The sequence below is a fragment of the Butyrivibrio sp. AE3004 genome (assembly GCF_000703165.1).
In the GTDB taxonomy this organism is placed as follows: Bacteria; Bacillota; Clostridia; order Lachnospirales; family Lachnospiraceae; genus Butyrivibrio.
This window is the reverse complement of the sequence record NZ_JNLQ01000002.1, coordinates 2,452,879-2,465,264: the sequence shown is the minus strand read 5'-3', so window position 1 is coordinate 2,465,264 and position 12,386 is coordinate 2,452,879. Positions and strand designations below refer to the sequence as shown.

Here is a 12,386-nt window from a genome sequence, read left to right as displayed (position 1 = left end):
ACAGCCACAACGAGGAAATGAGCAGCATTTTCGAGTCTGCGCGCTCGGTAGAGCAAAAGATTTATATATATTAAAAGGAGAACAAAACATGTCTTTAGAAGAATATAAGGGTGTATTTATATTTGCTCAGCAGGTAGACAATGAGCTTTCAGGCATTGCATTAGAGCTTCTGGGCAAAGCAAAAGATCTTGCAAAGGATCTTGATGAGAAAAAAGTTACAGCAGTTTTGGTTGGTGATAAGGTAGGCAACCTCGTTGATACTCTTGCAGAGTATGGCGCTGATCGTGTAATCGTTGTTGACGATCCTGAACTTAAGGATTATCGTACAGAGCCTTACACACACGCACTTGCATCTGTGATCAAAGAGTTCAAGCCTGAAATCCTTCTTGTTGGTGCTACAGCAATCGGCCGTGACCTTGGTCCTCGTGTATCTTCACGTGTTCATACAGGTCTTACAGCTGACTGTACACAGCTTGATATAGGTGATTTCCCGCTTAATGCTATTGAGGGCCAGGAGCAGAAGCATCAGCAGCTCCTCATGACTCGTCCTGCATTCGGTGGTAACACAATCGCTACTATCGCTTGCCCTGACTTCCGTCCTCAGATGGCTACAGTACGTCCCGGCGTTATGCAGAAGATTGCTCCCATTAAGGGCGCAAAGGCAGAGGTTGTAGAGTTCAATCCCGGCTTCGAAGAGAATGCTTGCTATACAAAGATTCTTGAAATCGTTAAGGCTGTTTCAGAAGTTGAAGATATCCAGGAAGCTAAGATCCTTGTATCAGGCGGACGTGGAGTTGGAAGCCCTGAGAACTTCAAGATTCTTGAGGATCTTGCAAAGGTTCTTCACGGAACAGTATCATGCTCACGTGCAGTTGTAGATTCAGGCTGGAAGCCGAAGGATCTTCAGGTTGGTCAGACAGGTAAGACAGTTCGTCCTAAGGTTTATTTTGCAATCGGTATCAGCGGAGCTATCCAGCACGTTGCAGGTATGGAAGAGTCAGATCTCATCATCGCTATCAACAAGGATGAGAATGCTCCTATCTTTGACGTAGCAGACTATGGTGTAGTTGGTGATCTTAACAAGATCGTTCCTGCACTTACAAAGAAGCTTGAGGCTGCACTTGCTGCAAAATAATCTATTCAATAGAGATATTGATGGGGCTGCGTATTTACGCAGCCCTATTTTTGTCTTATAGTAAATCTTATAAGTAATATTTTGTGAGCAATAAAAAATTGAGGGTTATATGTATGAAAACAATTCTTGATTACGAAACTGTAGCTCTGCGAGATGATCTTGATGCTGTAGAAATAATCGACCAGACACTTCTTCCCGGTAAAATTGAAACTATACTGCTAAAAACAGGAGAAGAAATCTGGAATGCGATTTATCTGCTTCAGGTACGTGGCGCACCTGCTATTGGTGTGACTGCCGGCTTTGGGCTATATATTCTTATGAAACATACGCAGGCTGAAACCTATGCTGATTTCATGAGAGAACTTAAGGAAAAGAGTGATTATCTTAACTCATCCAGACCTACTGCTGTAAATCTTTCATGGGCGCTTGGCAGAATGAGAAATCATGTAAGAGAATGTGCTGAAGCAGTAGAAGTAGGATATGAAACCAATATAACAAAACCACTGGTTACTCAGCAGGTTATAGATATTGAGAATAGGATAAATGATGTTGAGGTAATTCCGAAAGCAGATTCGGGTAAAATGAAGACAATCAGAGATATACTGATTCTCAGCATGAAAAACGAATCAGAACGCATTAAAAGTGAAGATATAGATGTATGCAGACGTATTGGTGAAAATGGTCTTACACTCATAAAAAATGGTTATGGTCTGCTAACACACTGCAATGCAGGCCAGCTTGCTACATGCAAATATGGGACAGCTACCGCCCCTATGTACCTTGCTCATGAAAAGGGTTATAAAATAAAGGTATATTGTGATGAGACAAGACCGCTTTTACAGGGGGCAAGACTTACTGCGTTTGAACTTCATTCGGCGGGAATAGATACCACACTTTTATGTGATAATATGTCAGCATCACTTATGAAAAGCGGACTCATTGATGCAATTTTTGTCGGCTGTGACAGAGTTGCTGCTAACGGAGATGCTGCAAATAAGATCGGAACCAGTGTTGTAGCTACGGTTGCAAAACGATACAATATTCCGTTTTACGTCTGTGCACCAAAATCAACAATCGATATAAATACCGAGATTGGCGCTGAAATAAAAATCGAACAGAGAAAGCCGGAAGAGGTTACAGAAATGTGGTATAAGGAGCGCATGGCACCTGAAGGTGTTAAGGTATATAATCCCGCATTTGATGTTACTGATAATGAACTTATTACAGCTATCATTACCGAGCATGGTGTTTTGAGGCCGCCTTATAATGAAAGCATTGCAAAACTATTTAAATAAATATCTTGAAATACTACTAAATGTATTGTAGTAGACATAGTAAAAAAGAGTAGATATCTGGCATGTTCAGTATCTGCTCTTTTTTCAGCCAACTAAGAAATGATTCAGTAATTCTTATACGATAAAATCATAAACACTTATCCGTATAATGTTCATCTGAACAGTTAATAAAGATTATAAAATATCCATAAATTTGCGTAATTTCGTTGAGTGGGTATTTTTTAGGTGTTAGAATAATTTTGAGAAAGTATTCGCAATTGTGATATAAGTAAATGCGAAAACGATGATTGAGGGGCGCATAGGATGGCTGTAGTTACTGCCGGTGAGGACAAAAGTTTATATCAGCCTGATTTAATATCAAATGAGCTTCTACTGATAAAAAAGCAGGGTGGCAATGCTGAAGAGTACAGAGATAAGCATTACAATATCTACCAGCTTGCTGAAATCAGAAAGGGGCTATCCACCGGCGTGGATGTGAGCTTGTATGCAAAACCGGAAACACCGTGGAATGAGATGGAAGAAATCAGACTTGAGCTTCAGAGCGGAATAGATATGTCTGCTTATCGTGAAGCCGGTTTTGATATAATGCAGCTTGCGGAAATCAGAGAGGGACTTTCTGAAAAACTTGATGTTTCCGAATATGCAAGACCTGAATATTTCTCGGATCAGATGAAACAGATAAGACTTGGACTTAAGGCGGATGTACCTGTAATTTTTTATCAGGATCCAAGATTTAACTGGCTCCAGATGCAGGAAATTCGCCTGGGCTTACAGAACGGAACCGATATTTCCCAATATGCAAGTATAGATATGCCTTATATGAAGATGCGCGTTATTCGTGAGAGCCTTGAGGACGGACTTGAATTTGATGAGAGAACCATCAGGACCAAGGATGCATCCACGTTGGAACAAATACATATAGCATATAATGAAAAAATAGATATTTCAGAGTACGTAAAAAAGAATTTTGATGCAGAACAGCTTGAACAGATAAGAAAAGCAAAGCAGGAGGGAATAGAGGATATCAACCGGTATTTCCTTTTTGGCATGCGTGGTGAATGCATGCATGAAGTGAGAAAGGGACTGGAGCAGAATCTGGATGTATCAATATATGCTGATGAAGCTTATAGCTGGAAGCAGATGAGAGAGCTTAGGCTTGGACTTGAACATCAGATAGATGTGACACCTTACGCAAAACCGCTATACAGAGCTGATCAGATGCGTGAGATCAGAAAAGGCATTGAGGAAAACCTGGATGTCAATTTGTACAAGAGTATGGTTCATCCTGCCCAGGAGATGAGAGTCATGCGCAAATGGCTTTCTGAAGGAAAAACTCTTCCGAGTAATCTCAGCAAATTGTTTTCCGGACAGCTTCAGGAAGAGATGGATAAGCCTGCTGATGAAGAAGTTAAAGCCTGGCAGTTCCTTCAGACAGAGGAAGGCAGACTTATTGATATTTCGCAAGACAAGATGAAGTGCTATTTTACATTGCCACTAGGTGTCAAAGGTGCTTCTTATAATCTGGAAAAAGTTGTAAAGCTTTTGTATACAGCGAGAGTCAGACGCGGAGTAAGCAGAAAAGCCATCGAAGAGATGATTGAGAATAAGAAATTCGGAGTTAAAACTCTCGTTGCCCAGGGAAAAAATCCTATGGATGGCAAGGATGGCTATTATGAATACCTTCTCAAGCTAAGTGAAGAAATACTTCCGGATATGAGTAACGGTGAAAGTGCCGATTTTTCAAACGTAAAGGTATTTGACGAGGTAAAGCTTGGCGACAAGCTTGCTATATACCATCCTGCAACTACGGGTGAGGATGGATTTGATGTAACAGGAAAGATTATTAAAGCAAAAGCAGGAAAAGGAAAACCTATTCTAAAGGGACAGGGTTTCATGCTTTTGAGTGATAAACAGACCTACGTTTCGTCCCTTGCGGGAGTAGGAAGGATTCAAAACGGAGAGATAAGGATTGATAAGGCAAAGATTTATGACTCTCTTATCAATGTGAAAGAAAAAATAACCTATGACGGAACCATTTGGGTAAGAGGCGATGTTGATAACGCTTATATTCAGGCAAAGGGTGATGTTGTAGTCGACGGAAGCGTATCCTGTGCTGATATACATGCAAGTGGAAGAGTTGTCGTTAGAAAAAGCATTGTAGGAAATGTTAATGACAGATCATCCGTTTCTGCAGGAGGGCTCGTAGCTGCGGCACATTTGGATACCACCAATGTGAAATGTAAGGGGGATCTGGTGTCCAATGACTGTATGAACTGTAATGTTTCTGCTGAGGGGAAAGTGCTCATGCTCGGTGAAAAGGGGCTAATAAGCGGAGGTGTTGTAACTTCGCTTCGCGGTCTTGAAACAGCGGTTCTTGGAAGCAAAACCATCAAGGATACAGTCATAAGAACCGGTATTACTGAGGAACTGGATTACGAGTACCAGACACTTCTCAGGAATATCAGCCGTATTTATGCGGAGCTTAAAGTTTATGAGCAGCAAAGAGCTAAGCTTTCGGCTTTTAATGATAATACAAACAAACAGGCACTGCAGCTTAAGATAAAAGTAAATGCCGAATCGGCAATCAAAGAGGCAGAGCTTGAAAAGCTGAATATGAGAAAAAAGAACATCGAAAAGGAGATGGAATCGGTTAAAGATGCGAAGGTTATTGTATCAAGGCTTATATTTAGCGGTACCTGTGTAAAAATCGGAAACAGAGTGTTAAGAGTGCATGACACAATGGAGACTTCGAGAGGCATTACCTTTACCGGAAGGGATGGAAACCTGGTAATGCTTGATGGCGAGAAAACCATAGCAAGGAGCTAAAACGGTGGCTGAAAAGAGTATTCTGATTGTAGATGATACAGAAATAAATAGAGGCATTCTTAGCGAAATTTTCAAGGATGATTATAATATTTTGGAGGCTGAGAACGGAAGGAAGGCGCTTGAAATCATAGCGCATCAAAGAAGTGGGATATCCGCCATTCTCCTTGATATTGTTATGCCTGAAATGGATGGCTTCAGGCTTTTGGAAGAACTCTTCAAACACAAGATTCCCGATAAGATTCCGGTTCTGATGATAACCGCAGACAGTTCACCTGAAACCGAGAGAAAATGCTATGAAAACGGGGCAAGTGATGTAATCCACAAACCTTTTGATACTGTTATCGTAAAGCATAGGGTAAAACGAGCGATAGACCTGAATATGAGCAGGCAGGAGCTTGAGCAGAAGGTCAATGAGCAGACAAAGGTTTTGAAAAAGCAATACCTGGTTCTTAAGAAACAGGAAGAGAGACTTAGAGAAACAAATAGCAGAATAATTGATACTATCTGTACCATTGTTGAGTTCAGAAATCTGGAGTCCGGATATCACTTAAAGAGAATTAAGGGATTTGTTCAGATTCTGGCGAATGTGGCAATGAGAAACTATCCTGAATTCGGACTTACGCCACATAAGATAGAAGTTATAACCAATGCCAGTGCGATGCATGATATCGGTAAGATCACAGTTCCGGATGCAATTCTGTTAAAACCCGGAAGACTTACGGCAGATGAATTCGATATTATGAAATCACATACCACCAGAGGATGTGAGATTGTAAAAATGCTGGCAGACTTACAGGACAAGGAATACCTTGAAGTCAGTTATGATATTTGCAGACATCATCATGAAAAATATGATGGCAAAGGATATCCTGATGGACTCAAGGGTGAAGAAATATCCATAGCTGCACAGCTTACATCACTTGCGGATGTTTATGATGCACTTGTAAGTGACCGAGTATATAAATCAGCATTTGCGCCAAGTAAAGCTTATGAAATGATCAAGAACGGAGAGAGTGGAATATTCTCTACCAAGATGCTTGCATGCTTTGATATTGCGAGACCGGATATGGAAGCGATGGTTGCCCGTACAAAAGCAGAAGAAGAGGCAAACATAGCAGCCGGAGGCGGAGGCCTCTTAAGCCAGTAATAAAAAATACACTAAGCAACTACCGGAGCGAAGCGGAGATCGAACCCGTTCGAAGCCGATAGGCGTAGAACAAAAAAGAAGTCATAAATTTTGATTATATGAATTTGAAATATTCAACGTGTGTGAAAGGTTGCTAGAAATCCGGGGGATTTCTGTTTAGCAACGACCGGAGCGAAGCGGAGATCGAACCCGTTCGAAGCCGATAGGCGTAGAACAAAAAAGAAGTCATGACTTATTGTCATGACTTCTTTTTTTCATCAACGTGTGTGAAAGGATTCGAACCCTCGACCTTCTGGTCCGTAGCCAGACGCTCTATCCAGCTGAGCTACACACACATGTGCACGAACAACTTCGTGCAGCAGAATTCATTATAGCATCTAATAGATTAATGTCAATAGACTTTTTAAATTTTTTTTATTTGCATTTTCAGCTCTTGTTATTCGGAAGCTCAACCTTAAAGAATTTGACACTATCAGTAAGCTCTTCCGCAATTTTCTGAAGATCAACAGCCTGATCTACGATCGATTCCATTGTGCTGTCAAGCTGTGTCAAAGAAGCACTGGTTTCTTCAGTGGATGCAGCATTTTCTTCTGAAATACTTGAAAGTGACTCTACGGAGTTAAGGATATTTTCCTTATCCGAATTCATAGTCTCGACAAGTTCAACAATCTGCTTGTTTCCTTCCTCTGTCTCTTCCAATAGAGCAAGCATTTCGTCAAATGAGGCACTCATTTCTTCAAGAGCGGTGGCTTCGTTTGCTGTGGCTTGTTTAATGCTTTCCGTAAGCTCCTTGTTTTTATTGGAATAAGATGTAATGGTTGTGAGCATTCCGGTAATCTCACCTGCAAGATGGTTACTCTCTTCCGCAAGGTTCTTGATGTTGTCGGCAACAACCGCAAAGCCTTTTCCGGCTTCACCGGCTCTTGCTGCCTCGATGGAAGCGTTAAGTGCAAGGAGATTGGTCTGGCTTGAAATGGAAATAATACCCTCAGCTGCAGTAGTGATCTGCTGAACAACAGTTGCGGTTTCATTAACTGATTCAGCCACCTGACCAGCAATTTCGTCGGTTTTCTGGTCCTGGATTTTTATCTGCTCAAGCTGATCCTTAACTTTGTTGGACTCGTCATATACCTTTTTGCCTTTTTCAAGATTGCTGCTTGCTGAGTCGCGTACAAAGTCAACGGATGTACCCATATTGATGGTTATGGTCGAAGTATTTTGTACATCCTCGGCCATTGCGGTTGCACCCTGTGCAAGATCGTTAACAGCGGAGCTTATATCGGTAGTAGTTTTCTGAGAATTGGATATGTTGGATTTTGTAAGCTCAGCTTTGTCGTTAACCGTACCGGCGTGATCAATAACCTTTGCCAAAGCATTTCTGAGTTCATGACGCATGGATTCAACGGCATCAGAGATATGTGAAAACTCTGAAATAGGACTGCTGCTTTTTATCTTGGTTACAAAATCTCCTTCGGAAATTCTTTCCACATCAGTGGAAAGCTCACGGATACTTCTCATAATAATTTTTAGAATTATTACTGCAAAAATAATGAGTACAACAATGATAACTGCGAATATTATAGCGAGTAATATAATTTTGCGGGTTATTTCGGAAAGCTGGTGAGTGATCTGTACTTTTGCCCAATCTTCGGTTATTTCTGACATCTCACTCAAATACTCACGGGCGATTTCAAACTGCTTGTCAAATTGCTCTATATCGCCATCACCTGCAGAAAAATCATAAGTTCCTTCCCAGGATTTAAAAGCGTCTTCGAATTCCTGATACAGTGTTTGGAAATTTGCTCCATCAGAAGCTTTTGTCTCAGTCCAGATGGAACTGTCATTTTTTGTAATTGCGACTGCTGCATCTACTCGTTCAAGAGCCTGTTGTTTGTTTTCGTTTAAAGAGCTTCTGTAATCGCTAAGCGCATTTTCATCCAGGTATTCTTTATAGGCAATATAACGTGTGCCTGCAAGCATTGCCTGATACAGATCACGGTCTGCATTCAGAAGGTTTTCGGAAATTGTAAAAAGGTGATCATAGTAAAGCACTTCGTCGGAATTGGCAATGCTTAATAACTCTGAACTGAAGAATATAGTTGCAAAGATAAGAACGCCCATAAGAGGTACAATCAATGACATCAGGACAGCAGTCATACTGAATTTTTTTCCGTTTTTCATAATGGACCTCCTTGGTTTCATCAATCTACAAAAGAACAATGAAAAGTGTTGCAATAAAAAATAATTTCTAATTGTATTTTACGCCTTTATTTGCTGGCTAAATACTAAAAACCGAATATTTATAATCCTTTAATAATATATTTCTAAATGGTTTTAAATTGGAAAAAAATAAATATTCCCGTATTAATGGGAGGAGACCGGTATGGGTGGGGACGCCATACCGGTCATAAAGAAAAGGAGATTGTCCTTTTTGTTCTGCAATAAGTATATCGACAACAAGCTAAAAAACTTTATAGCAAAAATAAAAAAATTTTAGAATCGCCAAATAAAGAGTCGCAAGCTTCTCTTTGTTCTTAAATCAATATGTGATAATATATAACGGATTATGTAGATTTTTGTTATTTAAAAGGAATGCTATGCAGAGATTCGATTTGATTGCTCCATGCCATTTTGGCCTGGAGGCAGTACTGAAAAAAGAAATAATAAACCTTGGCTATGAGATAAGAGAAGTAGCGGACGGAAGGGTTATCTTTGTGGGAGACCCCGATGCTGTTGTCCGTGCTAATATCGGTCTTAGAACCGCTGAGAGAGTGCTTATAAAGATAGGTTCCTTTAAGGCGCTTACTTTTGAAGAACTGTATCAGGGAACGAAGGCTCTTCCCTGGGAACAGTATATTCCCAAGGATGGTAAATTCTGGGTAAAAAAGGCGAGCAGCGTAAAGAGCAAGCTTTTTAGTCCCTCTGATATCCAGTCCATTATGAAAAAAGCAATGGTTGACAGACTGGGAGACATTTACGGAATAAGGAGATTCGAGGAGACCGGAGAAAACTTTCCTGTAAGAGTTTTCCTTATGAAGGATGAAGTAACGGTTGCGCTTGATACAACAGGAGATTCGCTTCACAAAAGAGGATATAGAAAACTGGAAGCCAAGGCACCTATTGCTGAAAACCTGGCAGCAGCGCTTCTGATGCTTACTCCCTGGAGGGCTGACAGAATTCTGGTAGATCCCTTCTGCGGCAGCGGAACTTTTCCGATTGAAGCAGCCATGATTGCGGCAAATGTTGCGCCGGGAATGAACAGACATTTTACTGCGGAAAACTGGACACACATCATAACTCCAAAGAACTGGAAGGATGTTCGTGAAGAATGTGCGGAAGAAATAGATTATGGCGTAGAAACAGACATACAGGGTTATGATATCGATCCTGAGGTTATCGAGATTGCCAGAATCAATGCACAAAAAGCAGGTGTTGATAAAATGATACATTTTCAGGCAAGATCCGTTGCGGACCTCAGCCACAGAAAAAAGTACGGCTTTATCGTAACCAACCCTCCTTATGGCGAGAGAATTGGTGAACAGAAGGAACTTCCCGCTCTCTATAAGACCTTGGGTGAAAGATACAAAGCACTGGATTCATGGTCTATGTATCTTATCACTGCCTATGACAAGGCAGAGCGTGATATAGGTAAAAAGGCGGATAAGAATCGAAAGATTTATAACGGAATGATAAAGACATATTTTTATCAGTATATGGGACCTAAACCGCCTAGAAGGAATTTGAATAATGATTGAAGAAAGACTCAAAAAAACAGCGATCATGACCGTTGTTTTTGTGTTGCTGTCGCTGAGCGTTATGTTTTTCAGGGCGGCCACCAAGAATGTGCTTATCGCTGAAGCCGGAGATGCATATAAATCCGGTGCTGAGAATAACAGACAATATGAGCTTAAAATCATGGAACCAACGGATTCAAAGGGTAAAGGAAACCTTGTTATTCCTCTTGAGAGCGGAGTTACATCCGAGGACATTCAGTTTGTGGAAAAGCATGGAATACATCAGTTTGAATTATATATTCGAGGGGAAACTCCAGATTTTTACAGGAATAACAATGTTATTTCTGACCTGGAATGTATAGAGAGCGGAACATTTTCACCTCTTAATGATAAGGGAATGGTGTGCCTTGGTTTTAAGCTTGACGGATTATATGAAACCAGCACTTCGCTCGGAGACAGGGAAATAGTTGTTAACTTTAATCAGCCTGATTATGAAAATGAGAAGGTTGTGATAATAGATCCGATAGATGAAGTTGGGCTTGAACTGCTGCCATATCTTAAAAGCGCTTTTAGCAGCGAAGAAAATATAAAAATATTTTTTACAACACTGGACGATAAACAGGCAGGAGTTAATGAGACGTTTGCACTGATAAATGAGGCAAATGCGGATTTTTATATACAACTTGGAGTTGATGAAACCACAGAGAGCGATTCGGGAATCAGAACATACTACAATGACAGATTTTTTATAAGACAGTTCGGAAATGTTCAGCTGGCGGATATGCTCGAGAGATACACAGTTTCATCCGCCGGAAACAATGCTCTTGGACTTGCGGCTGCAGGGGAGGACAATGCTAAGCTTTCCGCATCTGTTATACCCTCTGCACTTGTTACACTTGGAAATATAAACAATAGAGTTGACCATGACAATCTTGAAAAAGACAGTTATTTAGAAAGCTGTGCGGTAGGTATTGCAAATGGAATAAGGGCATCCTTTGAGACTTTGGAACCTTCGGGGGATGAATCTGTGCCTGATATACAGCAGTAAAACGGATTCACAGGCAACAGACCGGTATGAGAAAGATAAAACTTGTGTTTACATATGAGGAGATTTAAAGCCAAATGAAGATTATTTTTGCTACAGGAAATAACAACAAAATGCGTGAAATCAGGGAAATCCTCGGAGGACTTACTTCAGAGATCAATTCAATGAAGGATGAGGGGATTGACATTGATATTGTTGAGGATGGCAGTACATTCGAAGAAAATTCTATGATTAAGGCAAGAGCGGTGGCGTCTTATTGCAGAGAAAAGGGCATGACCGATTTTTGCATCATGGCTGATGATTCGGGACTTGAAATTGATTATCTTGATAAAGCGCCCGGAATTTATTCTGCCAGATATTTGGGACATGACACACCTTATTCAGAAAAGAACACTCAGATCCTTAAAAAACTCGAAGGAGTGCCAGATGAAAAGCGTACAGCCAGATTCGTATGTGCAATCGGTGCCGTTTTATCTGACGGAAGTGAATATGTTGTGAAGGCAACTATGGAAGGAATTATCGGACATGAGATTGCCGGAGAAAATGGTTTTGGATATGATCCAATATTCTTTTTGCCCGAATATGGCAAGACTTCGGCAGAGATATCACCTGATGAAAAGAATGCCATAAGTCACAGAGGCAAGGCACTCAGAATGATGGAAGAAAAGTTGAGAGGTTCTTTCAATGCATAAGATATTAGTAGTCAGTGATACTCACAGAAAAGATGAAAATTTTTACAGAGTTCTTGAAAAGGAAAGCCCTGTAAGCCTTGTGATCCACTGCGGCGATACAGAAGGTAGCGAGACGCAGATGCAGCAGCTTGCCGGGGCTCCTATGCGCATTGTGAAGGGAAATAATGACTTCTTCAGCAGCCTTCCGGATGAGCAGGTATTTGAAGTTTGGCCGCATACCTTTTTCCTAACCCATGGACACAGATATCTGGTGAATATGGGTAGTGATGAGATCAGAAGGGAAGCGTTCTGCAGAGGAGCCGATGTGGTTATTTACGGGCATACTCACAAACCTGTAGCGGCGGAGATAGACGGTATGTATGTATTTAATCCCGGTAGCCTTTCTTATCCGAGGCAGGAGGGGAGAAAGCCCTCATACCTGATTCTGACTATAGATGATGAGGGTGAACTATACTATGAAATCAAGTACCTTGATCTGTTTTGATAAAAAAATAAAAAAAATTTATAAAATG

The 12,386-nt window shown here is 40.8% G+C and carries 9 protein-coding genes and 1 tRNA gene; 8 read left to right on the top strand and 2 right to left on the bottom strand.

The genetic code is table 11. The features are described 5' to 3' along the window. Positions 1-88 precede the first annotated feature (88 nt). The 4 genes from BV60_RS0113650 to BV60_RS0113635 all read left to right on the top strand — a co-directional run bounded on the left by BV60_RS0113650 (position 89) and on the right by BV60_RS0113635 (position 6,403). On the top strand, positions 89-1,135 hold the full coding sequence (locus BV60_RS0113650) for an electron transfer flavoprotein subunit alpha/FixB family protein (protein ID WP_029322609.1): 1,047 nt from the start codon (positions 89-91) through the stop codon (positions 1,133-1,135). Between the two features lie 113 nt (positions 1,136-1,248). Continuing rightward, a complete protein-coding gene (gene mtnA, locus BV60_RS0113645; protein WP_029322607.1) occupies positions 1,249-2,430 on the top strand; it encodes an S-methyl-5-thioribose-1-phosphate isomerase in 1,182 nt (393 codons plus the stop codon). 303 nt (positions 2,431-2,733) lie between these two features. Continuing rightward, positions 2,734-5,256, top strand: coding sequence for a DUF342 domain-containing protein (locus BV60_RS0113640; protein WP_029322605.1), 2,523 nt, complete (start codon positions 2,734-2,736; stop codon positions 5,254-5,256). 4 nt (positions 5,257-5,260) lie between these two features. Then, positions 5,261-6,403 (top strand): HD domain-containing phosphohydrolase, encoded by a 1,143-nt coding sequence (locus BV60_RS0113635; protein ID WP_051656735.1) that lies wholly within the window; start codon positions 5,261-5,263, stop codon positions 6,401-6,403. Between the two features lie 261 nt (positions 6,404-6,664). Here the strand turns inward: BV60_RS0113635 and BV60_RS0113630 are convergent. Both BV60_RS0113630 and BV60_RS0113625 read right to left on the bottom strand, forming a co-directional pair. Then, positions 6,665-6,738, bottom strand: a tRNA-Arg gene (locus BV60_RS0113630). A gap of 91 nt (positions 6,739-6,829) precedes the next feature. After that, positions 6,830-8,584: a methyl-accepting chemotaxis protein gene (locus BV60_RS0113625; protein WP_029322601.1), complete on the bottom strand. Its 1,755-nt coding sequence runs from the start codon at positions 8,582-8,584 to the stop codon at positions 6,830-6,832. A gap of 416 nt (positions 8,585-9,000) precedes the next feature. On the opposite strand from BV60_RS0113625, the gene BV60_RS0113615 reads away from it, so the two are divergent. From BV60_RS0113615 to BV60_RS0113600, 4 genes are all read left to right on the top strand, one after another. Further along, positions 9,001-10,158: a THUMP domain-containing class I SAM-dependent RNA methyltransferase gene (locus tag BV60_RS0113615; protein WP_029322599.1), complete on the top strand. Its 1,158-nt coding sequence runs from the start codon at positions 9,001-9,003 to the stop codon at positions 10,156-10,158. Further along, entirely contained in the window at positions 10,151-11,185 is a 1,035-nt protein-coding gene (locus tag BV60_RS0113610; RefSeq protein WP_029322597.1) for an N-acetylmuramoyl-L-alanine amidase, read from the top strand. The genes BV60_RS0113615 and BV60_RS0113610 overlap by 8 nt, the downstream gene beginning before the upstream one ends. Positions 11,186-11,259: 74 nt before the next feature. After that, positions 11,260-11,874 carry an RdgB/HAM1 family non-canonical purine NTP pyrophosphatase gene (rdgB, locus tag BV60_RS0113605; RefSeq protein ID WP_029322596.1) on the top strand — a complete coding sequence of 205 codons (615 nt, stop codon included), beginning with the start codon at positions 11,260-11,262 and terminating at the stop codon, positions 11,872-11,874. Next, entirely contained in the window at positions 11,867-12,358 is a 492-nt protein-coding gene (locus BV60_RS0113600; RefSeq protein ID WP_029322594.1) for a metallophosphoesterase, read from the top strand. The genes rdgB and BV60_RS0113600 overlap by 8 nt, the downstream gene beginning before the upstream one ends. The last annotated feature ends 28 nt before the right edge of the window (positions 12,359-12,386 follow it).

Coding starts and splice junctions, on each gene's coding strand:
- BV60_RS0113650 (WP_029322609.1), top strand. CDS start 89: ATGTCTTTAGAAGAATATAAGGGTGTATTTATATTTGCTCAGCAGGTA.
- mtnA (WP_029322607.1), top strand. CDS start 1,249: ATGAAAACAATTCTTGATTACGAAACTGTAGCTCTGCGAGATGATCTT.
- BV60_RS0113640 (WP_029322605.1), top strand. CDS start 2,734: ATGGCTGTAGTTACTGCCGGTGAGGACAAAAGTTTATATCAGCCTGAT.
- BV60_RS0113625 (WP_029322601.1), bottom strand. CDS start 8,584: ATGAAAAACGGAAAAAAATTCAGTATGACTGCTGTCCTGATGTCATTG.
- BV60_RS0113615 (WP_029322599.1), top strand. CDS start 9,001: ATGCAGAGATTCGATTTGATTGCTCCATGCCATTTTGGCCTGGAGGCA.
- BV60_RS0113610 (WP_029322597.1), top strand. CDS start 10,151: ATGATTGAAGAAAGACTCAAAAAAACAGCGATCATGACCGTTGTTTTT.
- rdgB (WP_029322596.1), top strand. CDS start 11,260: ATGAAGATTATTTTTGCTACAGGAAATAACAACAAAATGCGTGAAATC.
- BV60_RS0113600 (WP_029322594.1), top strand. CDS start 11,867: ATGCATAAGATATTAGTAGTCAGTGATACTCACAGAAAAGATGAAAAT.